Annotated in this window: 24 protein-coding genes; 19 read left to right on the top strand and 5 right to left on the bottom strand. The window is 32.7% G+C overall.

Annotation, left to right across the window (positions count from 1 at the left end; all coding sequences use genetic code 11):
- Positions 1-190: 190 nt before the first annotated feature.
- From CAMP18498_RS06130 to map, 4 genes are all read left to right on the top strand, one after another.
- On the top strand, positions 191-1,219 hold the full coding sequence (locus CAMP18498_RS06130; protein ID WP_337198022.1) for an oxidoreductase: 1,029 nt from the start codon (positions 191-193) through the stop codon (positions 1,217-1,219).
- A gap of 99 nt (positions 1,220-1,318) precedes the next feature.
- Positions 1,319-2,602, top strand: coding sequence for an aromatic amino acid transport family protein (locus CAMP18498_RS06125; protein ID WP_442867724.1), 1,284 nt, complete (start codon positions 1,319-1,321; stop codon positions 2,600-2,602).
- 11 nt (positions 2,603-2,613) lie between these two features.
- On the top strand, positions 2,614-3,981 hold the full coding sequence (locus tag CAMP18498_RS06120) for an L-serine ammonia-lyase (RefSeq protein ID WP_337198020.1): 1,368 nt from the start codon (positions 2,614-2,616) through the stop codon (positions 3,979-3,981).
- A gap of 90 nt (positions 3,982-4,071) precedes the next feature.
- Positions 4,072-4,827: a type I methionyl aminopeptidase gene (gene map, locus CAMP18498_RS06115; RefSeq protein ID WP_337198019.1), complete on the top strand. Its 756-nt coding sequence runs from the start codon at positions 4,072-4,074 to the stop codon at positions 4,825-4,827.
- Between the two features lie 16 nt (positions 4,828-4,843).
- Here map and CAMP18498_RS06110 read toward each other — a convergent pair whose 3' ends face one another.
- From CAMP18498_RS06110 to CAMP18498_RS06100, 3 genes are read right to left on the bottom strand one after another with little or no spacing between them, the layout of a single operon-like run.
- Positions 4,844-6,646 carry a methyl-accepting chemotaxis protein gene (locus CAMP18498_RS06110; protein ID WP_337198018.1) on the bottom strand — a complete coding sequence of 601 codons (1,803 nt, stop codon included), beginning with the start codon at positions 6,644-6,646 and terminating at the stop codon, positions 4,844-4,846.
- On the bottom strand, positions 6,630-7,553 hold the full coding sequence (locus tag CAMP18498_RS06105) for a cytochrome-c peroxidase (protein WP_337198033.1): 924 nt from the start codon (positions 7,551-7,553) through the stop codon (positions 6,630-6,632). Before CAMP18498_RS06105 ends, CAMP18498_RS06110 begins: the two co-directional genes overlap by 17 nt.
- Positions 7,554-7,607: 54 nt before the next feature.
- Entirely contained in the window at positions 7,608-8,897 is a 1,290-nt protein-coding gene (locus CAMP18498_RS06100; protein ID WP_337198017.1) for an MFS transporter, read from the bottom strand.
- A 134-nt stretch (positions 8,898-9,031) separates the two neighbouring features.
- On the opposite strand from CAMP18498_RS06100, the gene infA reads away from it, so the two are divergent.
- From infA to flgE, 15 genes are all read left to right on the top strand, one after another.
- Positions 9,032-9,250, top strand: a complete 219-nt coding sequence (gene infA, locus CAMP18498_RS06095) for a translation initiation factor IF-1 (protein ID WP_337198016.1) — start codon at positions 9,032-9,034, stop codon at positions 9,248-9,250.
- A 173-nt stretch (positions 9,251-9,423) separates the two neighbouring features.
- Positions 9,424-9,537 carry a 50S ribosomal protein L36 gene (gene rpmJ, locus CAMP18498_RS06090; RefSeq protein WP_002781429.1) on the top strand — a complete coding sequence of 38 codons (114 nt, stop codon included), beginning with the start codon at positions 9,424-9,426 and terminating at the stop codon, positions 9,535-9,537.
- A gap of 3 nt (positions 9,538-9,540) precedes the next feature.
- Positions 9,541-9,906, top strand: a complete 366-nt coding sequence (gene rpsM, locus CAMP18498_RS06085) for a 30S ribosomal protein S13 (RefSeq protein WP_012660843.1) — start codon at positions 9,541-9,543, stop codon at positions 9,904-9,906.
- A 9-nt stretch (positions 9,907-9,915) separates the two neighbouring features.
- Complete coding sequence (gene rpsK, locus CAMP18498_RS06080; RefSeq protein WP_012660844.1) at positions 9,916-10,308, top strand: 30S ribosomal protein S11; 393 nt, start codon at positions 9,916-9,918, stop codon at positions 10,306-10,308.
- Between the two features lie 30 nt (positions 10,309-10,338).
- Positions 10,339-10,965, top strand: coding sequence for a 30S ribosomal protein S4 (gene rpsD / locus CAMP18498_RS06075; protein WP_039617184.1), 627 nt, complete (start codon positions 10,339-10,341; stop codon positions 10,963-10,965).
- A gap of 14 nt (positions 10,966-10,979) precedes the next feature.
- The gene (locus CAMP18498_RS06070; protein ID WP_337198015.1) at positions 10,980-11,993 is read left to right on the top strand and encodes a DNA-directed RNA polymerase subunit alpha; all 1,014 of its coding nucleotides are present in this window, start codon (positions 10,980-10,982) and stop codon (positions 11,991-11,993) included.
- A gap of 3 nt (positions 11,994-11,996) precedes the next feature.
- Positions 11,997-12,350 carry a 50S ribosomal protein L17 gene (gene rplQ / locus CAMP18498_RS06065; RefSeq protein WP_012660847.1) on the top strand — a complete coding sequence of 118 codons (354 nt, stop codon included), beginning with the start codon at positions 11,997-11,999 and terminating at the stop codon, positions 12,348-12,350.
- Between the two features lie 117 nt (positions 12,351-12,467).
- Entirely contained in the window at positions 12,468-13,367 is a 900-nt protein-coding gene (hisG, locus tag CAMP18498_RS06060; protein WP_133319147.1) for an ATP phosphoribosyltransferase, read from the top strand.
- A gap of 9 nt (positions 13,368-13,376) precedes the next feature.
- On the top strand, positions 13,377-14,657 hold the full coding sequence (hisD, locus tag CAMP18498_RS06055) for a histidinol dehydrogenase (RefSeq protein ID WP_337198014.1): 1,281 nt from the start codon (positions 13,377-13,379) through the stop codon (positions 14,655-14,657).
- On the top strand, positions 14,654-15,721 hold the full coding sequence (gene hisB, locus CAMP18498_RS06050) for a bifunctional histidinol-phosphatase/imidazoleglycerol-phosphate dehydratase HisB (RefSeq protein ID WP_039627714.1): 1,068 nt from the start codon (positions 14,654-14,656) through the stop codon (positions 15,719-15,721). The genes hisD and hisB overlap by 4 nt, the downstream gene beginning before the upstream one ends.
- On the top strand, positions 15,718-16,299 hold the full coding sequence (hisH, locus tag CAMP18498_RS06045; protein WP_263666448.1) for an imidazole glycerol phosphate synthase subunit HisH: 582 nt from the start codon (positions 15,718-15,720) through the stop codon (positions 16,297-16,299). Before hisB ends, hisH begins: the two co-directional genes overlap by 4 nt.
- A 6-nt stretch (positions 16,300-16,305) precedes the next feature.
- Positions 16,306-17,040, top strand: a complete 735-nt coding sequence (gene hisA / locus CAMP18498_RS06040) for a 1-(5-phosphoribosyl)-5-[(5-phosphoribosylamino)methylideneamino]imidazole-4-carboxamide isomerase (RefSeq protein WP_337198013.1) — start codon at positions 16,306-16,308, stop codon at positions 17,038-17,040.
- A complete protein-coding gene (hisF, locus tag CAMP18498_RS06035) occupies positions 17,022-17,789 on the top strand; it encodes an imidazole glycerol phosphate synthase subunit HisF (protein WP_337198012.1) in 768 nt (255 codons plus the stop codon). Before hisA ends, hisF begins: the two co-directional genes overlap by 19 nt.
- 11 nt (positions 17,790-17,800) lie before the next feature.
- On the top strand, positions 17,801-18,427 hold the full coding sequence (hisIE, locus tag CAMP18498_RS06030) for a bifunctional phosphoribosyl-AMP cyclohydrolase/phosphoribosyl-ATP diphosphatase HisIE (protein ID WP_337198011.1): 627 nt from the start codon (positions 17,801-17,803) through the stop codon (positions 18,425-18,427).
- Between the two features lie 313 nt (positions 18,428-18,740).
- On the top strand, positions 18,741-21,215 hold the full coding sequence (flgE, locus tag CAMP18498_RS06025) for a flagellar hook protein FlgE (protein WP_337198010.1): 2,475 nt from the start codon (positions 18,741-18,743) through the stop codon (positions 21,213-21,215).
- 166 nt (positions 21,216-21,381) lie between these two features.
- Here flgE and CAMP18498_RS06020 read toward each other — a convergent pair whose 3' ends face one another.
- On the bottom strand, positions 21,382-21,963 hold the full coding sequence (locus CAMP18498_RS06020; RefSeq protein ID WP_214125571.1) for a zeta toxin family protein: 582 nt from the start codon (positions 21,961-21,963) through the stop codon (positions 21,382-21,384).
- A 128-nt stretch (positions 21,964-22,091) separates the two neighbouring features.
- A complete protein-coding gene (locus tag CAMP18498_RS06015; RefSeq protein ID WP_337198009.1) occupies positions 22,092-23,333 on the bottom strand; it encodes a multidrug effflux MFS transporter in 1,242 nt (413 codons plus the stop codon).
- Between the last annotated feature and the right edge of the window lies 1 nt (position 23,334).

Below are 23,334 nucleotides of genomic sequence, written 5' to 3'. Positions count from 1 at the left end.
TACTTTCTTTTAAAAATAATAGAATGTTTTAATATTTGAAATATTATTATTAAGATAAAAAATATAGTCAAAAAATATTTTTTTAATAATTATTTATTAAAAATAATAATATTAGTCAAAATTGCTATATGTTTTAAGAAAAATTAATTTTTTTCTATTATAGTAATATAAAAATATTTCAAGGGGTATTATGTCTTTACTTTTAAGTGAGCTAAAGATTGGAAATTTTTATGTAAAAAATCGCATTGTAATGCCCCCTATGGATATGTATGAAACGCAAGTTTTAGATGGTAAGATTAATCAATTTCACTTGATGCATTATGGAGCTAGAGCTTTGGGTGGTGTTGGGCTTATCATAGTTCAAGCTTGTGCGATCAATGAAAATGCAAAAATTGCTGATAATGATATAGGTCTTTGGGGGGATTTTCAAATTCAAGGACATAAAGAGCTTGTTGAGCTTTGCCATCATTTTGGTGCTAAAATTGCCATTCAGTTAAATCACAGTGGCCGTAAAAACTCGTGTAAAGAAGCCGTATCAAAAGCTCCAAGCAATATAGCTTTTAGTGAAAAATTTTCCAAACTTCATGTTTTAAGCAAAGATGAAATTTTACAAATAGAGCAAGAATTTATTCAAAGTGCTAAAAGAGCCAAAGAAGCAGGTTATGACGCAGTAGAGCTTCATAGCGCTCATGGGTATTTGCTTAGTTCGTTTTTATCGCCTTTATCAAATCAAAGAGACGATGAATATGGTGGTAGTTTTGAAAATAGAATTCGTCTTTTGTGTGATATTATTAAGCGTATAAAAAATGAAGTTGATATTACTTTGTTTGTAAGAATTTCAGCTACAGAGTGGCAAGAAGGTGGTTGGAATTTAGAAGATAGCAAAAAACTCGCCTTGATTTTAGAAAAATTAGGCATTGATATGCTAGATGTTTCAGCAGGAGGAAATATCAACAAACCTTCTTTGGTGCCCAACATAGCACCGCTTTATCAGGCTCCTTATGCTAAGGCCTTAAAAGAAGTTGTTAAAATTCCTATATCTTGTGTAGGGCTTATAAATAGTGCTAGCGAAGGTGAGGCTTTGCTTTTGGGTGAGGTGTGTGATTTGGTTTGTTATGGTAGAAAATTACTAAGAAATCCAAATTTTGCAAATGAAGCCGCAGTTGCTTTAAATGAAAGAGAAAAAATTATGCCAAATTATACTAGAGCGTATTTGTAAAATAATACAAAAAGTTTTTTAGGTAAAAGCTTTTTTTATTATTTTTTACAAGGAGAAAATGTGGACAATCTTAAGTGGAATTCTTTTGATACGCGTTGGATGCTTTCTCTTTTTGGGACTGCAGTTGGTGCGGGGATTTTATTTTTACCTATTAAGGCAGGTGTTGGTGGCTTTTGGCCGGTTGTTGTAATGGCTTTGATTATTTTTCCAATGGTATATTTAAGCCATAGAGCTTTAAGTCGTTTTGTGTGCCAAGCAAATGGTAATGATAAAGACATTACTCATGCAGCTGAAGAGTATTTTGGTAGAAAAGTAAGTATTTTTATTTCTGTGCTTTATTTCTTTGCAATTTTCCCAATTTGTTTAGCATATTGTGTAGGTATAACTAATACTTTTGAGAGTTTTATTTATAATCAATTCTTACCACTTTTAGATCCAAATGGTTCTTTTGCAAGTGCAATTAGTGCTATGTATCAAACAAGTGTTAATGAGCAAGGAAAAACTATAGCTAATTTGCTTCCTTTTTATAGAGCAGTTTTTGCTTTTGTTTTGGTAAGTATTTTTATGCTTATTATGCTTTTTAGTGAAGAATTAATCACTAAAGTATGTGAATGGCTTGTGTATCCTTTATGTGCTATTTTATTTTTATTTTCTTTATATCTTATCCCACAATGGTCATTTGAAAGTTTTAGTGCTATTCCTGGAACAAAAGAATTTATTACTATAGTATGGCTAACTTTACCAGTTTTAGTGTTTTCTTTTAATCACTCACCAGCAATTTCTACTTTTTCTTTAAGTGTAAAAAGACAATATCCTGAAAATTCAGTACAAAAAGCAAATCAAATTTTGCTTAGAACCTCTGTAATGTTGCTTGCTTTTGTTATGTTTTTTGTGGTATCTTGTGTGCTTTCTTTAACTCCTGCAGAACTTGCTGAAGCTAGAGCGCAAAACATACCTGTTCTTTCTTATTTTGCTAACAAACTTGATAATCCATTTATTTCTTATGGTGGTCCATTAATTGCGTTTTTAGCAATTTCTAGTTCATTCTTTGGACATTATTTTGGTGCTAGAGAAGGTGCTTATGGTATAGTTAGAAAATGCTGCAAATTAGCAGGTAATGAAAATCCTGATTTGAAAAGAATCGCAGTTTATTCAACTTTGGTAATGTATATTATTATGTTGATTACTGCTTATGTAAATCCAAGTATTTTAGGCTTTATTGAAAGCTTAGGTGGTCCAATTATTGCTGCGATTTTATTCTTAATGCCTATGATTGCAATTTATACTGTTTCTAAAATGAAAAAATTCCAAAACAAAGCTTTAGATGCATTTGTGTTTATCACAGGTATTTTGACAATCATCACTGTAATTTATACTTTTTAAGGTGCTAGTGAATGAGTAGTAATTTAAGTATATTTAAAGTTGGTGTTGGTCCTTCATCTTCTCATACTTTAGGACCAATGCTAGCGGGTAATATGTTTTGTGAAAAAATCAAAGATAAAATCACACAAATTACAAAAATTCAAATCAAACTTTATGGCTCTTTATCACTTACCGGTAAAGGCCATTTAAGTGATAAGGCTATTATATGGGGTTTGAGTGGATTAAAGGCAAAAGAGCTTAATGCTGCTTTGCAAGATCGCGTGTTTAATAAAATTTTGCAAGATAAAATTTTGGTTTTAAATGCTCAAAAAGAATTAAATTTTGATTATGATAAAGATTTGATTTTTGAAAAAGACTTTTTGCCTTTGCATGAAAATGGGTTAAAAGTAAGTGCTTATGATGAAAATGGAGAAATCATTGCTGAAGAAATTTATTATTCAGTAGGCGGTGGTTTTGTTATGAGTGAAGCTGAGCTTCAAAAACACAAAGATGGAGCTTGTGAGCAAAAACATACTAAATTAGAACTTGATATTAACAATGCAAGCGATGCTTTAAAAATTTGTGAAGAAAAATCATGGGATCTAGCAAAACTTTCTTATGAATATGAGCTTCAATTTCACACCAAAGAAGAAATTAGAGCTTATTGTTTAGAAATTTGGGAAGTAATGCAAGAGGTTTATTATAATGGTATTCATCCAAGTTCAGATTTCCTTCCAGGAAATTTACATTTAAAACGCCGTGCGAAAGGACTTAATGAACGTTTGGCTATGACAAGTGATCCTTTAGGAATTATTGATTTTATTTCTTTATATGCTATTGCTATTGCAGAGGAAAATGCAAGCGGAGCTAGAGTAGTAACTGCACCAACTAATGGAGCATGTGCTGTTGTACCTGCTGTAATGCTCTATCTTAAAAATCACACGGTTGGTTTTAATGATGAAAAGGCTATTAATTTTTTACTTACTGCTATGTTAATAGGCTCTTTTTATAAGAAAAATGCAAGTATAAGTGGTGCTGAAGCTGGTTGTCAAGCTGAAATTGGTAGTGCAAGTTCTATGGCAGCAGGAGCTATGGCTACTGTGATGGGTTTTGATGCAAAGATAGCTTGCAATGCTGCTGAAATTGCAATGGAACATCACTTAGGTTTAACTTGTGATCCAGTAAGTGGTTTGGTGCAAATTCCTTGTATAGAAAGAAATGCTTTTGGGGCGATTAAAGCTATTTCAGCTGCTAGAATGGCAATGAGTAGAAAATCAACTCCAAAAGTAAGTCTTGATGAGGTTATAAAAACTATGTATGAAACCGGCAAGGATATGAACTCAAAATACAAAGAAACTTCTTTAGGTGGCTTAGCTACTAATCTTACAAGTGTATGTTAAAACCTTAAGTTTTAGAACTTAAGGTTTTTTCCTTAAAGCTTTTAAAAGCGCATAAATGCTAAATTTTTAAAAATTTTAAGGAAAATATAAATGATAGAAATCAAAAAACCAGCAGAAATAGAAAAACTACGCAAAGCAAATGAACTTGTAGCTAGAACGCTTGACTATCTAGAAAGTATCATAGTTCCAGGTATGAGTTTAAAAGAAATTGATATTAAAGCAGAAGAGTTTATACTTGATCATGGTGCAAAACCATCTTTTAAAGGTTTGTATGGTTTTCCAGGTAGTATTTGTATCTCGCTTAATCAAGCTTGCATTCATGGTGTGGGCGATGAGCGTATTTTAAAAGAAGGTGATATTTTAGGGCTTGATGTGGGTACTTGTATGGATGGATATTATGGGGATGCAGCAAGGACTATACCTATAGGTAAAATTTCAGCTACTGATGAAGCTTTGATTGCTTGTGCTAAAGATGCTTTGTATTATGCTATAGATATTATCAAAGAGGGTATGCGTTTTAAAGAGCTTTCTTATGAGCTTGGTGAGTTTATTACTAAAAGAGGTTTTGTGCCTTTGAAAGGTTACTGTGGTCATGGTATAGGTAAAAAACCACACGGTGAGCCTGAAATTCCAAATTATTTAGAACCAGGAGCTAGTGCAAAAAGTGGCCCTAAAATCAAAAATGGTATGGTATTTTGCATAGAGCCTATGGTGTGTCAAAAAGATGGCACGCCAGTACATTTAAAAGGCAATTGGGAAGCAGGAAGCAAAGATGGTTTAAATGCGGCTCATTATGAGCATTGTGTTGCTATTATAAATGGCAAGGCAGATATTTTATCTAAGTAAGAAAGTTTAATCTTTCTTACTCGAATGTTTTTAGTTTTTCTGAAAGTTTAGAAGCATTTTCTAAAACATCTTGTGAAATTTGTGTTAAATCAAGGGAGTAATTTTTAACACAATTTGCAAGTTCGGTTACTTTTTCTATATTTTGTTCTAGCTCATTCATTTTAGCTTTTGATTCATCACTTTTTTCTTCCATGATTTTCGTAGAATGAATACTTGTTTTTAATTTTTCTATAGAAGTTCCAACCTTACCTTGTAAGATATTAGCTTTGTTAGAAGTGTCATTCATGGATTGATGAATTCCATCCATTAAGCTTTTATTATCATCGATTTGTTGTACTATGGTTCTTACGGTAGTTTCTATGGCAACCAAAGACTTTGTAGTTTTATCAGCTAGATTTCTAACCTCATCAGCAACCACAGCAAAGCCACGTCCATGCTCGCCTGCACGCGCAGCTTCAATGGCTGCATTTAAAGCTAGTAAGTTAGTTTGATCGGCTATATCTTTTATGGTTGTAGTAACTTCTACTATGCTATCGGCACTTTGCACTAGCATATCCATAGCACTTAAAACACTTTGTTCTTTTTCGCCACTTAATAATATAAGTTCTACTAATTCTTTAAGTGTTGTTTCAACCTCTCCCATCACTTCTTGCATATCATGCATATCATTTATGGTGTTTTTAGCTAAATTTTGTGTTAAGTCTATATGGCTTTCTAAGATAGAGCTTATTTCATGGACATTAGAAATTTGCTCATGCTGTAAAAGTGAGCTTTGCTGTAAAACTTCAGCATTTTGAGAGAGTTTTTGTGAGCTTTTATGGCTTGAATTTGCAGTTTGTATAGCTTCTAAAACTGAATTTTGCACTATTTGTATAAAAGAGTTTATATAGCCAGCACTTGTAGCCAATTCACTTTTTTTATCAATATCTAATCTTGCGCTTAAATTTGCATGCTCACCAGCTAAGTTTGCACTTAGTTTTTCAAGTAAAGATATAGGTATGATTACTTTCTTTAGTGTTAAAAGTATGAAAAAAATCAACACAGCTAAGGTAAATAAGAAAATTCCTATAGCGGTGTAAAGATTATATTTGTTATTAAGATTGATTTCTTGTGCAATTAAATTTTTATGAGTAATGATTTCTTTTTGTAATTCTTGATCAAGAAAACTTTGAGAATTATCTTTTAAAATTTTAATCTGACTGAGTATCATTTTACAATGTGTGCTAAAAAGCTCAAATAATTCTTGTGGCAATTGAGAGTCTTTTGCATTCAAATTTGCGACAAGATTTTGTAGTCTATTTTGTGCTAAAGGTTCTAATATATCCATAGTTCCTATAATACTTAATATATCTCCTATATAATCTATTTGTTTAGCTTCTTGGATAGTGAGTGCTAGTTGATTTGTTTGTTTGATGATTTCTTGTTGAATTTCATAAAGATAAAGTTTTGAATTTATAGCAATAGAATTAGCTGATTTAAAATGCTGTAATTGAGCATTTTTTTTCTCAAAAATGGTTTGTATTTTTTTGGTGTCTATTTTATTAGCTTTTAAAATTGCTAAAGTATTTTCAAAATCTTGTACTAAAGCAACACTAGTATCGTAATTTTGTAAGTTAAGTTTATTTTTAAAAATCTCATCTATTTTGGTATCTAAAATTTCTAATTTTTGAAAAGAACCCATGATGAGTGAATTTCTTTTTGTAGTGTTGTAGGTATTAAAAATAAACAAAGTTAAAGTTAAAAGCAATACCAAAACCACTATAGATAAAGTAATAAATTGTTTTAAAAAAGAAAAAGATTTTTTATTTGAGTGGGTCATGGTATTCTCCTGTTAAAGAATTTAAAAAAGCAACTATATCATCGACTACATTTTGTTCTAAAAATTTACCAAGTTGATAATAAGCCATAAATTGCACACAAGCATCAAGGGTTGGCATAGAGCCATCGTGAAAATAAGGAGCAGTTTTAGCTATATTTCGAAGACTTGGTACTTTTACTACAAATTGATCATGGGGATCTTGAGTAATCTCATAGCGTCCTTTCCAGTTTGTTCCATTATCATAAGGCACAAATACTCCCATTTTTTGATACATATTGCCACCTATATTTTGACCTTGATGGCATGCTATACAACCATTTGACAAAAAAGCATTATAGCCTCTTTTTGCTTGCTCGCTTATAGCGTTTTTATCGCCCTTTAGGTAGCGATCAAAAGGCGAATTTGGAGTGAGTAAGGTTTTTTGAAACTCAGCTAAAGCGTGTGTTATGTTTTCAAAGCTAATTTCTCCATAAAGTTTTTTAAATTCTTTTTCATAAATTGCATTAGTTTTTACTATTTGCACCACTTCATTTGCGTCTTTTAATCCCATTTCTTTAGGGTTTAACAAAGGATGTTTGACTTGATCTTGCAAATCTTTTGCATTACCTCTCCAAAATTGCGCTAGATTAAAAACCGCATTAAAATTTGTAGGAGTATGGAATGGTTCATCTACTATGCCATTAATACCTGTTGAGAAGGTTTTATTATCTACTCCAAAATTTGTAATATCATGACAGCTATTGCAAGATACTTTTTTATCTTTTGATAAACTTGTATCCATATAGAGTTTTTTCCCTAAAATAGCTTTTTCTTTATCATAAGGTATGCTTTCTGGTATGGGTGTGATCATTTCAAGCGCTAAAAGCGGTAGTAAAGAAAATATTAAAACAATAAAAATTTTCATAATCATTTTCCTTTATTTTTATAAATTTATAATTAATAATTTATATTAATTATAACATTAAAATCTTAATCTCTTATAAGTAAATACAGCAGCTAGCAATGTTATTAATGAAAGAAATAAAATATAAATAAAAATTCCATATACAAAAGGATTTTCAGGTTTTATAGCTAAAGAGTGCAATGCAAATACAAGTTGAGGTGTAAAACCACCTGCTATAGCATAGGCTATATTATAAGAAAAAGAAATCCCACTAAAACGAATACTTGGTTTAAAAATTTTACACATTAAAATAGGTGCTAAAGCATTAATACCACCAAAAAAACATGCTATGAAATAAAAATATATACTCAAATGTAAAATTTGTGCATAGAAAAAATAAAAATAAAAAAAGCAAGAAAGACTAAAACCTATTGCAAATACCAAACTAGTCATTAAAAAACCAAATTTATCTACCCAAATTCCAGCAAGCAAGGTTCCGTAAGATAAAATCACTATTGCAATCATTTGTATTAAAATAGCGTCTGTTTTATCAAGAACTAAAACTTCAGGTATAAAATTTGGCATAAGTAAAATAAGTATAATCACACAAGCTGTAAGCATCCATGTTAAAAGCATAGAAGCGATGATATCTAAAAAAATATTTTTTTCTTTAAAAAGTGTTTTTAAAGGAAATTTTTCTAAGTTGTTTTCTTGGTGCATTTTTTGAAAAACAGGTGTTTCTTCTAGAAATTTTCTAAGATATATAGAAATAATGCCAAAAATCCCACCTATGGCAAACGGAATACGCCAAGCATAATCATAAATTGATTCTTGATCAAAGCAATGATTAATTACTAATGCAACAACACATCCTAAAAGGATACCAAAAGCCATGGAAGCATTAATGGCACTGATATAAAAACTATCTTTTCCATCGGGTGCGTGTTCTTTTACAAATACCCAAGCACCAGGTAATTCTCCGCCTATGGCTATGCCCTGAGCTATTCTAACAAGTAGTAAAAAAATAGGAGCTAAGTAACCTATGCTTTCAAAAGTAGGTATAAAAGCTAAAGAAAAAGTTGGCACAACCATCAGCAAAATACTAAGCATAAACATTTTCTTGCGACCAAATTTATCACCAAAATGAGCCATAACTATACCACCAAGTGGTCTAGCTAAATATCCTGCTGCAAAAGCCCCATAAGTATTTAAAAGTTTCCAAAAATCACTTAAATCGCTTGGAAAAAAATTTCTTGAAATATAATTAGCAAAAAAGACAAAAATTACAAAGTCATAAAATTCTAAGGCCCCACCTAAAGAAGATAAGGAAAGTGTTTTATAATCACTTCTTTTTAAACTTTTTGGCATCTAAATACTTTCTTTTTTGTAGTAATTTTATAATTATAGTAAAAAATATCATAGTTTGTTAAAAAATATTAAAAAATTAAAAAGAAAAATTGTGTTAAAATAATAGTTTTGTATTTTATAGAAAGGAGAAAGCATTGGCAAAAGATGATATTATCGAAATCGATGGTAGTGTAATAGAAGCTTTACCTAATGCAACTTTTAAAGTTGAATTAGATAATAAACATGTAATACTTTGTCATATTGCAGGTAAAATGCGTATGCATTATATTAGAATTATGCCTGGCGATAGAGTTAAAGTAGAGCTAACGCCTTATAGTCTTGATAAGGGTCGTATTACATTTAGATACAAATAAGTCTAAGTTGTTTAAAAGCAAAAGTAAAGTATAATTAGCACTTTTGCAGAAATTGCAATAAAACTGTATGAAGAAGTATTTTCAAAATCACCACTTATTTTGAAAATAGTTGGTTGCTCTAAAAACCTGGTGCAGTTGTAAAAAAGTGGAATTTACAATAACAGGAGTAAAGCATGAAAGTTAGACCATCTGTTAAAAAGATGTGTGACAAATGCAAAGTAGTTCGTCGTAAAGGCGTAGTTCGCATTATTTGCGAAAATCCAAAACACAAACAAAGACAAGGATAATTTATGGCTCGTATTGCAGGTGTGGATTTACCAAAGAAAAAAAGAATTGAATATGGCTTGACTTATATTTATGGTATAGGTTTGCATACTTCAAGAAAAATCTTAGATAAAACAGGAATTTCTTATGATAAAAGAGTTCATGAGTTAAGTGAAGATGAAGCAGCAGCTATCCGTAAAGAAATTCAAGAAAACTACATGGTTGAGGGTGATCTTAGAAAACAAGTTGCTATGGATATCAAAGCATTGATGGATCTAGGAAGCTTTAGAGGCTTAAGACATAGAAAAGGCTTACCAGTTCGTGGTCAAAAAACAAAAACAAATGCCAGAACTAGAAAAGGTAAGAGAAAAACCGTTGGTGCAAAATCATAAGGATAGAAAATGGCAAAAAGAAAAGTAGTTAAGAAAAAAGTAGTTAAAAAAAATATAGCTAAAGGTATAGTTTATATCAGTGCAACATTTAATAATACTATGGTTACTGTAACTGATGAAATGGGAAATGCTATCGCTTGGAGCAGTGCAGGTGGTTTAGGATTTAAAGGTTCTAAAAAATCAACTCCTTATGCAGCACAACAAGCAGTAGAAGATGCTTTAAATAAAGCAAAAGAACATGGCATTAAAGAAGTAGGTATTAAAGTACAAGGACCAGGAAGTGGTCGTGAGACAGCGGTTAAGAGTGTAGGTGCTATGGAAGGTATTAAAGTAACTTTCTTAAAAGATATTACCCCATTAGCTCATAATGGTTGTAGACCACCAAAACGTCGTCGTGTCTAAGAATAAGATATAAGATTTAGGAGAATTATAATGGCAAGATATAGAGGACCAGTAGAGAAATTAGAAAGACGACTTGGCGTAAGCTTGGCAATGAAAGGCGAAAGAAGATTAGCAGGTAAAAGTGCTTTAGATAAACGCCCTTACGCACCAGGTCAGCATGGACAAAGAAAAGCTAAAATCAGCGAATACGGACTTCAATTAAGAGAAAAGCAAAAAGCTAAATTTATGTACGGGGTTAGCGAAAAACAATTTAGAAGATTGTTCAGCGAAGCTGCTAGAAAAGATGGTAACACCGGTGCACTTTTAATTCAGCTTTTAGAACAAAGACTTGATAATGTTGTTTATAGAATGGGTTTTGCTACAACACGCCGTTTTGCTAGACAACTTGTAACCCATGGACATATTTTAGTAAATGGCAAAAGAGTGGATATTCCTAGTTATAGAGTAGAAGCAGGTCAAAAAATCGAAGTGATTGAAAAAAGTAAAAACAATCCTCAAATTTCAAGAGCGATCGAACTTACTGCTCAAACTGGTATAGTTGCTTGGGTTGATGTAGAAAAAGATAAAAGATTTGGAATTTTTACAAGAAAACCTGAAAGAGAAGAAGTTATCATTCCAGTTGAGGAAAGATATATCGTTGAGTTGTACTCTAAATAATAAAGGTTTTTGATATGAGACTTATTACAACTTCTGCTTATACACCAACAGAGTTTAGTATTGAAAATATCAGTGATACAATAGCAAAAGTAAGTGCATGGCCTTTTGAAATTGGCTATGCTATTACTTTGGCGCATCCTTTGCGTCGTTTACTTTATTCAAGCACAGTAGGTTTTGCTCCAACAGGAGTTAAAATCAAAGGCGTAGCACATGAATTTGATAGTATGCGTGGTATGCTTGAAGATGTAGCATTGTTTATTATCAATCTAAAAAAATTAAGATTTAAACTAAAAACAGATTCTGAAAAAGAAATCGTAACTTTTAGTTTTAAAGGGCCAAAAGAAATTTGCGGAAAAGACTTAAACAATGAAGTTGTTGAAGTTGTGAATGCAGATAGCTATCTTGCAACGATTAATGAAGATGCGGATTTAGAATTTACTTTAATCATTGAAAAAGGTATAGGTTATGTGCCTTCTGAAGAAATTCAAAATTTCTTAGATCCTGAATTTATAGCACTTGATGCATTCTTTACTCCGGTAAAACATGCAGTTTATGATATAGAAAAAGTGCTTTTTGAAGATAATCCAGATTATGAAAAAGTTGTTTTTACAATCACAACCGATGGTCAAATTTCACCAAGTGATGCTTTTAAAAATGCTTTAGAAGCAATGTATAAACAATTATCAGTGTTTGATAAAATCACTAATGCACAAAGCGTTGTAAGAAGTCAAACACCAAATAATGAAGTAGAACATGTAAAATTACTTCAAAATATAACTGAGTTAAATTTAAGCGCAAGAAGCTTTAACTGCTTAGAAAAAGCAAATGTAGTTTATATTGGCGAGCTTGCTTTAATGAGTGTTAGTGAACTTGCAGATTTAAAAAATCTAGGCAAAAAATCTTTAGATGAGATTAAAAGCGTAATGGAATCTATAGGTTTCCCTATAGGAAATTCAAAACTCAGTGATAGTGCAAAAGAAACGCTAAAGAAAAAAATTACAGAATTAAAAGCACAAAACGAAGGATAATCAATGAGACATAGACATGGATATAGAAAGTTAGGTCGCACTTCTACTCATCGTGCAGCCTTATTAAAAAACCTTACCATTGCTATTATTAAAGCAGGTAAAATAGAAACAACATTACCTAAAGCAAAAGAATTAAGAGGTTATGTTGAAAGATTGATCACTCGTGCAAGAAAAGGTGATTTCAATGCTCATAGAGCAGTTTTTGCTAGCTTACAAGATAAAGAAGCTACAAATAAACTAGTAACAGAAATCGCACCTAAATTTGCAGATAGAAACGGTGGTTATACAAGAATTATTAAAACAAGAATTCGCCGTGGTGATGCTGCAGAAATGGCTTTCATCGAATTCGTAGCTTAATTTTTAGCCTTTTTAAAGGCTAAAAACTTCTTATTTTTATTTATTTACTTACTATTTTTTGTATTTTTATCCATTTTTTGCTACTATTAATCTTTTTAACTACAAAAAAGGAAAAAAATGCAAGAAAATTCAAGATTACGCATAGCTATACAAAAATCAGGTCGTTTAAGTAAAGATTCTATTGCCTTGCTTGAGTCCATAGGCGTAAAACTTCGCATACACGATCAAAGCTTGATTGCTTTTTCTACAAATTTACCTATTGATTTACTTAGAGTAAGAGATGATGATATACCAGGATTAATTTTTGATGGAGTGGTAGATCTTGGCATAGTTGGAGAAAATGTTTTAGAAGAAAATGAGTTAGAAAGAAAATCAAAAAACGAAAATGCAGATTTTATAATGCTTAAAAAGCTTGATTTTGGTGGGTGTCGTTTGTCTTTAGCATTACCAGAAAATAGTGAGTATAAAGGTATAGAAAGTTTTAAAAATTTACGCATAGCAACTTCTTATCCACAGCTTTTAAAGCGTTTTATGGAAGAAAATAACATTCCTTATAAAACTTGTATGCTAACAGGCTCAGTTGAAGTAGCACCAAGTGCAAATTTAGCTGATGGAATTTGTGATTTAGTTTCAAGTGGTGCTACTTTAAAAGCAAATGGGCTTAAAGAAGTTATGGTGATTTATAAATCAAAAGCTTGTATTATCCAAAGAAAAGAAAGTTTAGCTTCACACAAACAAGAATTAATCGATAAATTACTCATTAGAATTCATGGAGTTATGCAAGCAAGAGAGTCAAAATACATCATGTTGCATGCTCCTATTGAAAAGCTAGAAAAAATTACAGCTTTATTACCAGGTGTTGAAAAACCTACGATTTTACCTTTAGAAAATGATAAAGCTAGAGTGGCATTACATATGGTAAGTCAAGAAAATTTATTTTGGGAAACTATGGAAGCTTTGAAAAAAGAAGGTGCAAGTGCGATTTTAGTTTTACCTATTGAAAAAATGCTCTCTTAAAGGATAAAAATGCAAATACTTGATTTTGAAAAATTAAACCAAAGCGAACAAGAATTAGCACTCAAGCGTCCTGCTATGAGCGCTAATGCACAAGTTAAAACCATAGTAGAACAAATCATTGAAGATGTTAAAACAAATGGCGATGAAGCTTTAAAGCAAATGGCTGTAAAGTTTGATAAAGTAGAGTTAAATTCCATCAAACTAAGTGATGAAGAGCTTAGTAATTTAGCAGATCAAATTGATGATGAGTTAAAACAAGCTATTAAAATAGCTTATGAAAATATCTATAAATTCCACAAAGCCCAAGAAAGCCAAACCATAGAGGTTCAAACCTTTGAAGGGGTAACTTGTAAGGTGCTAACAAGAGCTATCGAAAAAGTAGGGCTTTATATACCAGGAGGCTTAGCGCCACTTTTTTCAACTGCACTTATGCTAGTTATCCCTGCTAAAATTGCAAAGTGCAAATTCATAGCCTTAGCTTCCCCAGCACCACTGCACCCTGCTATTGCTTTTGTAGCAAAGCTTTGCAAAGTTGATGCAGTGTATCAAATAGGCGGAGCAGGAGCCATAGCAGCGCTTGCTTATGGAACGCAAAGTGTGCAAAAAGTAGATAAAATTTTTGGCCCAGGAAATGCCTTTGTAACTGAAGCCAAAAAGCAAGTTAATAATCATGGAATGGCTATTGATATGCAAGCAGGGCCTTCTGAGGTTTTAGTTTTAGCAGATGAGTTTGCTAATGCTAAATTTATAGCTTCGGATTTACTCTCACAAGCTGAGCATGGAGCAGATTCTCAAGCGATTTTAGTTTGCACAAGTGAAAAACTAGCCAAAGAAGTAGATAGTGAAGTTGCTTTACAGCTTGAAAAACTCTCGCGTAAAGAAATTGCTTCAAAATCTTTAGCGCACTCTAAAATCATTCTTGCAAAAGATATAAAGCATGCCATAAGCATTTCAAATGACTATGCACCAGAGCATTTGATCATTCATACACAAAATCCATCTAGTTTGCTTGATGATATTATGCATGCAGGTTCGGTATTTTTAGGTGAGTATTCTCCAGAATCTATGGGAGATTATGCAAGTGGAACAAATCATGTATTGCCAACTTATGGTTTTACTAAGTCTTATTCTTCATTAGGGCTTGCTGATTTTATGAAAAGAATGACCGTGCAAGAACTTAGCAAAGAAGGCTTGAAAAAGCTTGGGCCTGTGGTGGAAGTTTTAGCAGCAGCTGAAGGGCTTGATGGGCATAAAAATGCTGTGAGTTTAAGATTAGAAAGTCTAAAATGAGTGCAAAAATTTTATTTATCGATAGAGATGGCACGCTCATTGATGAACCAAAAGATGATTTTCAAATCGATTCTTTAGAAAAACTTGAGTTTGAAAAAGGTGCCATCAATGCACTTTTAAAGTTAAAAAATTTTGGTTTTAAATTTGTTATGGTGAGTAATCAAGACGGCCTAGGCACAAATTCTTTTCCTAAGGAAAATTTTGACAAGGCTCATGAAAAAATGCTAAGTGTTTTTCAAAGTTGTGGCATAGAATTTGAAGATATTTTTATATGCCCACATTTTGAGCATGAAAATTGTGCCTGTAGGAAGCCAAAAACTGCCATGCTTGAAAACTATATCAAAAATAAACTTTATGATAAAAATAAAAGTTTTGTCATAGGCGATAGAGACAGCGATATGCTTTTGGCGCAAAATCTTGAAATTCAAGGTTTAAAATATGATAAAAACGATTTTAACTGGGAGCAAATCGCTGATTTTATCTTGCAAAATTACCGCAGTGCCTGTATAGAGCGTAATACCAAAGAAACCCAAATTCAAGTTAAAATAGCTTTTAATGAAAAAGCAAAAGCTAATATAAAAACAAATATCGCATTTTTTGATCATATGTTAGAGCAAATTGCTACGCATGCAAATATATCTTTAGAAATAAAATGCAAAGGGGATTTAGAAGTTGATGAACATCACAGCGTAGAAGATGTCGCACTTGCTTTGGGCGAGGCTATCAAAAGCGCACTAGATCAAAAAATAGGCATTGCAAGATATGGCTTTGTTTTACCTATGGATGAGTGCTTGGCAAGTTGTGCAATTGACTTTTGCAATAGACCGCATTTAGTTTATAAGGCTAAATTTAAAAAAGAAAAGCTTGGAGAATTAAGCACAGAAATGATAGAGCATTTTTTCTACTCACTAAGCTATGCTATGGGTGCGAGTTTGCATTTAAAAGTTAAAGGCAAAAACGATCATCACAAAGCCGAAGGACTTTTTAAAGCTTTTGCAAGAGCTTTAAAAATGGCTATAAAAATAGAAAATGAAAACCTAGCAAGCTCTAAAGGAGTGATATGAAACTAGCTATTATAGATACAGGTTGTGCGAATTTGGCTTCACTTGCTTTTGCGCTCGAGCGTTTAGGGCAAAAAAGTATTATCACGCATGATTTAAAAGAACTCTCACAAGCAGATAAGCTTTTACTTCCTGGGGTTGGCACAGCAGCTAAAGCAATGGCTAATCTACAAGCACTTAATTTAGAAAATTTTATCCAAACTACCACAAAACCACTTTTAGGCATTTGTCTTGGTATGCAAATTTTGGGTAAATTTTCAGAAGAATTACACCAAAAAACACTTGGTATTATGCCTTTTGAGACACAAAAATTCCAAGAAAAAGCAAATTTTACTTTCCCACATATGGGGTGGAATCAAGTCTTTAGCTCACATGAGCTTTTTAAAGGCTTAGATGGAGCTTATTTTTATTTTGTGCATAGTTATTGTGTGGGGTTAAATGAATACACCATCGCAGAGTGTGAGTATTCTACCAAATTTAGTGCAAGTTTAAATAAAGACAATTTTTATGGTGTGCAGTTTCATCCTGAAAGAAGCGGCGAAGCGGGCGAAGTATTATTAAAAAATTTCATAAATATGTAGGTAAAAATGCAAACTCAAATCATTCCGGCATTAGACTTAATAGATGGCAAAGTAGTAAGGCTTTATAAAGGAGATTATACTAAAAAGCAAGAATACAGCTTTGATCCTTTGGCTAAATTTCAAGAGTATGAGGCTCAAGGTGTTGCTTGGCTTCATTTGGTGGATTTAAGCGGTGCAAAAGATCCTAGCAAAAGACAACTAAAACTCATAGAAAACCTAGCTTCAAAAATTAGAGTAAATCTTCAAGTAGGTGGAGGAATTCGCACTAAAGATGAAGTTAAAGCTTTGTTTGATAGCGGTGTTAAACGCGTAGTTATAGGCTCTTTAGCGGTTAAAAACAAAGCCTTTACACAAGAGCTTTTAAATGAATTTGGCGTAGAAAATATAGTCTTAGCGCTTGATAGTATTTGTGTTAAAGATGAGTTTTTTGTAGCTGTTGATGCATGGAGTAAAACAAGCGATGAGAGTTTGTTTGAGCTTTTAAATTTTTATAAAGATGTAAAACATATCTTATGCACAGATATTTCTAAAGATGGCACGATGAGTGGAGCAAACATCACTTTATACAAAGCTTTACATGAGAAATTCCCACATTTGCAAACCCAAGCAAGTGGAGGCGTGGCGAGCTTAGAAGATTTTAAAAAGCTAAATGGCATAGTAAGTGGTATCATCGTAGGTAAAGCCTTGCTTGATAAAGAATTTAGCATAAAGGAGGCTCAAGAATGCTTACAAAACGCATAATAGCATGTTTAGATGTAAAAGATGGTAGAGTAGTTAAAGGGGTGCAGTTTAAAAATCATGAAGATATGGGAGATGTTATAGAACTTGCTAAATTTTACTCACAAAATGGAATTGATGAGCTTGTATTTTATGATATTACAGCTTCAGCTAAGAATGAGCGTATCAATAGAGCTTGGGTAAGCAAAGTAGCACAAAATATCTCTATACCATTTTGTGTTGCAGGGGGTATAAAAAGTGAAGATGACGCAAAAGAGCTTTTAGCAAATGGTGCTGATAAAATTTCTATTAATTCCCCTGCTTTAAATGATCCTGATTTAATCTCACGCCTTGCAAAAAGCTTTGGAGTGCAATGCGTAGTCGTAGGCATAGATACTTTTAAAGATGAAAACAACGAGTTTTTAGTCTATAAATACACCGGAGATGAGAGCAAATCTCATCATAGTGGTAAAAAAACACTAGAGTGGGTAAAGCAAGTATGCGAGTTAGGAGCGGGTGAAATCGTGCTAAATATGATGAATCAAGATGGTATGAGAAAGGGATATGATCTTGATCAACTTGCTAAAGTTAGACAAATTTGCCCTGTGCCTTTAGTAGCAAGCGGTGGTGCAGGAGCTAAAGAGCATTTTTTAGACGCTTTTAAACTCGGTGTTGATGGAGCTTTGGCAGCTTCAGTATTTCATAAAAAACTTATAGATATTAAAGAATTAAAACTATTTTTAAAAGATCAAGGTATACAAATTCGTATTTAAAAGGAAAAGCTATGGGTATAAATGAAGAAGAATTTATAAAAAGCATAAATTGGCAAAAGGTAAATAACCTTATCCCCGTGATCATACAAGATTATCATTCTTGTGAAGTTTTAATGCAAGGTTTTATGAATGAACAAGCTCTAAGAGAGAGTTTTAAGCACCAAAAGGTTGTATTTTACTCACGCACTAAAGAGCGTTTGTGGATGAAAGGTGAGCAAAGTGGGAATTTCTTGCATATCATAGATATGGGACTTGATTGTGATAGAGATTGTATTTTAATCCTTGTAAAAGCTCAAGGCGCTACTTGTCATACAGGCGATACTTCTTGTTTTGAAACGCTTTCTAAAAAAGCTGATTTTGTGTTTTTATCGCGTCTTGAAAGGCTCATCAACTCACGCAAAAACACTTGCGCAAGTTCTTCTTACACGGCTGAACTTTTTTCAAAAGGTACTAAACGCATAGCGCAAAAAGTAGGCGAAGAAGGCGTTGAAACTGCTTTGGCTGCTACTGCTAAAGACAAAGATGAGCTTATAAATGAAGCAGCTGATTTACTTTATCATTTAGATGTTTTATTGGCTGATGCGGATTTGAGTTTAAATGATGTGATTGCTAAATTAAAAGAAAGAAATAAAAGTTAAGCGTGATTTCTCACGCTTAATTAAGCAATATTTTTGAAAAGATTCACTAGCTATATCGAGTAATTTTAAAAAAACTTTACACTTTAAAGACATAGTATGCATTTTTATAACAATTTATTATGAAAATTGTAGACATTAATTTTTTGACTAAAAGCTTTATTTTCCATTATTTTACTAAATTACTTTTGCAATATATGTATTCAATTGAATAACATTTTATTTACATTTTTGGAACACTTATTGCTTTATATCTGCATAAGCAATAGAAGATTGTGAGATATTCACAAAGCAATATTTTTTAAAGGATTTAATTATGATGAGATCTCTTTGGGCTGGGGTTTCTGGACTCCAAGCACATCAATACGCAATGGATGTAGAAGGTAATAACATAGCCAATGTTAATACATTTGGTTTTAAATATTCTCGTGCGGATTTCTCAACGCTTATGAGTCAAACTTCTAAGATAGCTACAGCTCCAGATGGTAACCTAGGTGGTAAAAACCCTATGCAAGTTGGACTTGGTGCAGGCGTAAATTCTACTACTAGAATCCACTCTCAAGGTAATATCCAAACTACAGATAAAAACACCGATATGGCTATTAATGGGGATGGATTTTTCATCGTTTCAAATGATGGTGGTACTACTCAGTATTATACCCGTGCAGGGGACTTTAAAACAGATGCAGTAGGAAATTTCGTAGATAATAACGGCTATACCGTTCAAGGCTGGAACTACAACCAAGAAACAGGTCAAATTGACTCTTCAACTTCAGTGCAAGATATAGTTATCCCACCTGGTATGAGTATGCCTGCTAGGCCAAGTACTTCAGTAAGTCTTACAGCAAATTTAGACAGTGGTAATACTTTAGGTATGAATGCTTCTGCTAAGCGTCCTATCTATGCTCTTGATTCTACTCATGGCAGAAGAGAAGATACTGGAACGGCGATAGACGAAAATGATACTGGACATACTGAGTTTTATACTACTTCAAAAAGTGGAGCCCAAGTAACCGAAAAAGGTGTGGATATGGGCGTGGTGTTTAACGCTCAAGGTGAGGGCTTAAACCTAAGAAATGGACAAGGTATATGGGTAAGTTATGCCGATGCTAAACATACTTCCAATGTTATTATGGATCCACCGCTACCGTTAGATAGATCTGAATTTAAACCTAGTACTAATTATACTTTTTGGGGTTTTAAAGATGGAGAAACAACTCATGCCGCAAAACTAGATATTACTATTAATGGTGTAAATATACAAGCAGAAGGTGTAGGGCAAGAAACTTTTATTAATGCCATTAATGCTAAGACAGCTGAAACTGGTGTAGTAGCTTCAGTGGTAGATGGTAAAATCACTTTTACTAATGATAATAGCACGGGAACTACCGCTAAATCAAAAAATTTGAATATAGTTGTCAATCCTGCAACAACGGCAGGTGCTCAAGTGCAATCTAGAGCCGATAATGTTCCTGGAGATAATACAAATCTTGAAGGATTATTAACAGCTAGAGGGACAGCTGATAGAGCATGGTTGGGAACCACATCAAATGATACTGTTAGTGGTGAAGCAAAAATGAGTGTTCAAGTTATAACTGCTCATGAGTATATTTATAGTTCAAATAATGTAGATATAGGGGCTAATCCAAATCCAAATGCAGGCACACGGGAGGAAGCAAACATGCCTAGTGCAAATGGACAAAGAACTTTTCACACTACTGAGGATTTAAGAGAGCTTTTACAAAGAGATGCAAGATGGGCAGTTGATTATGATGGTGATGGAACTATAGAAAATTGGGCTAATGGAATGCAGGGTTCTACGGAAGATGCCAACAGAGGCGTAGAGGTTGTAGTAGAAAGTGATGGTAGATTTAAAATCACTAATCCTAAGTTAGATGATAATTCTAAAGATATGACTTTTAAAGTTACAGGTTATTCTAATGAGGCAAACAAAATTGCTACTAACGATAAATTCACAGCGATGTTTAGCGCCTTAGATGGAAATTTCAACGCAGGTAATAATGAAAAATATTCTCAAGATATGTACTTATCAGCTCATACTGCTAGTATAGAAATCTTTGATTCGCTAGGAACTAGACATGAGCTAACTGTGCAATTTACCAAACAAACTAAAACAGCAGATGGTGGGGCTGAATGGTCTATCATCATTTCAGTGCCTGAACCTGCAGAGATTAATTTTAGTGGTGATGGAGCTCCGGGAAATATAGTAGTAGGAAATTTAAGATTTGGCAATGATGGCTCACTTCAAAGCTATACACCAAATGTATTAAATTTCACCGGAAATAACGGCTCAAAACCTGATCAAGTTATAAAACTTGACTTTGGTACAACAGGTGGTTTTGATGGTTTAACAAGCTATGATAAAGACTCATCTACTACTAAACAAGAAACAGATGGTTACACAGGGGGTAATCTAAAGCCAGATGCATTAAGAACTGATGAGAATGGTTATATCTATGGAGAATTTACAAATGGTAAAACTCTAGCTCTAGCTAAGGTTGCTCTAGCTACTTTCCCAAATAATATGGGTCTTGAAGAAATGGGTAGTAACCTTTATAAAGCGACAGCAAACTCAGGAACAGCTACCATAGGTCATGCGGGCGAAGGTGGTAGAGGGGGTTTAAAAGGCTCAGCTATAGAAATGTCAAACGTGGATTTAAGTCGCGCATTAACTGAGCTTATTGTAATCCAAAGGGGTTATCAAGCAAACTCAAAAACGATTACCACAAGTGATCAGCTTTTAAATACTTTGCTTCAATTAAAACAATAATTCTAACCCAAGGTTTTAAAACCTTGGGGTCAAGCTTTACAAGGTTATCGAGGTAACCTTGTAATACTTGATAGCCTTGAAGCCTTCAATCTATTGCTAACTCACTTCTTTCTTGCCTTAAGGAGTGAGTAGCATTATTTGCATATCGACAAGTTAAAATAAAAATTTATAAACTTGGATTTTTAAAATTTATCATTAATGGTTCTAGCCATTTGGTGGTTTCAAATACTTCTAGCTTGCTATTTTTAAATTCTAAGAGTTTTTTATAATTTTGAGTATTGTCAAAAATAGTAATGTGATTACAGAATTTAGCAACGGTGTTAAAATTTTGTAAAGACTCATAGTATCTTTTTTCTATAAGTTCTTCTTTTATATCATGCCCGCCTTTAGCTACGCGAATTTTAACTCTTTGTTTTGCTGTGTTTGGAGAGTCTAGTCCGATGTAGTAAAGATTTATAGTGTAAGAATTTTTTTGTAGCTTTTTGAATAAAGATAAAATGCTAGTGCCACAAAGTGTGGTTTCTTGGTTAAAATCATAAGCTTTTTTGATATAGTTTTCACGCATTTTAATGGCTATCCTTGAAGCTCTAAATTGATCTTCTTGATTTTTCCAATCCCCAAAGCTACTTACGATTTCATCGATGTTGATTCTAAGTCCAAAGTCTTTGTTTTTTTCAAGTTCATTATAATACAAGGTAGTTTTTCCAGATCCATTAACACCTGCAAAAATAGTAGCTATTTTTTTCATTAATAAAGCCTTTATTGATTGATGAGAAATTTTAACATAAATTGTTTATAAGTGTTTTGAAAATAAATATAAAGTTTTTTGAAAAAGGTTCGATATAGTCAGTGAATCTTTTCAAAAATATTGCTTAATTAAGCGTGAGAAATCACGCTTAACTTCTTTTTGATTTTACTTAACTTTCTTTTATTGATTAAACTTAGATAAGAAATCAAAGATAAAAATGTACAAGTTCCTAAAATAAGCGATAAAAATATAGGTGTATTAGCATTTAAAAGACTTACTAAAAATGCCATTACTCCTGCCATAGCAAATTGCGCTGCCCCTAAGAGTGCTGAAGCACTACCTGCATTTTGTTTTGATCTTGCCATAGCTAAAGTGGTGGTATTTGGCAGGATAAAACCCAAACTTGCTATGATAAAACACAAAGGAATTTCAAAAGCCCAAAAACCTAGATCAAAAGTTGCCTCTAAAATGAGTAAAAAAGTTAAAAAGGTAATCATCATAAGTGCTCTTGGTAAAACATAATAAGGCGAGAGTTTAAGAACTATCCTTGCGTTTATATTAGCACATACAACAAAACTTAAAGCATGAGCTCCAAAAAGAGCTGCGTATTGTTGGGGGCTGAGTTCAAAAACACGCGTAAAAACAAAAGATGAGCCGGTTAAATAAGCAAAAAAACCTGCAAAGATTAAATTCCCGCAAAGCAAATACACCACAAAACGACGATCTTTTAAGATTTTTTTGTAACTTTTTGCAACTTCTTTGTGATTGAATTTTTTACCTTGGGTGTTGAGGTTGCTTTCTTTTAAGGAAAAAATAACAAGTAAAAATAAAATAAAACCTAAGATAAACAATGTCAAAAATATACTACGCCAAGAAAAAAACTCAAGCAAAATCCCACCAAAAGTAGGGGAAAGCATAGGAGCTAAAGAAGTAAAAACCATCATCAAAGCATAAACTCCTGCTGCTTCTTTAAGCTCAAAAACATCATTTACTATAGCTCTTGCTACAACTACACCCACACAACCTCCCAAAGCTTCAAAAAAACGCAAAGCTATAAAAGCATGAATGGAATCAACTAAAACACAAGCAATGCTTGAAGAAATAAAAAGAAAAAGTCCTATATATAAAGGTTTTTTTCTGCCATATACATCACTTAATGGCCCATAAAAAAGCTGACCCAAAGAAAAGGCTATGAAAAAACTTGCAAGAGAAAGTTGAGTATAAAAAGAACTTGTTTGAAAGCTTTTTTCTACCTCATTTAAAGCAGGCAAATACATATCAGTTGAAAGTGGTGCTATGGCAGATAAAAAGCCTAATATAAAAATGAGTTTGAGTTTTTCAAAACCTTTTATTTGAGTGCGTTTTTGCATA

Origin of the sequence: Campylobacter sp. W0066.2 (assembly GCF_024723515.1) — a bacterium.
In the GTDB taxonomy this organism is placed as follows: domain Bacteria; phylum Campylobacterota; class Campylobacteria; order Campylobacterales; family Campylobacteraceae; genus Campylobacter_D.
The sequence above is the reverse complement of the archived record's forward strand: the minus strand, read 5'-3'. Positions and strand labels throughout refer to the sequence as shown.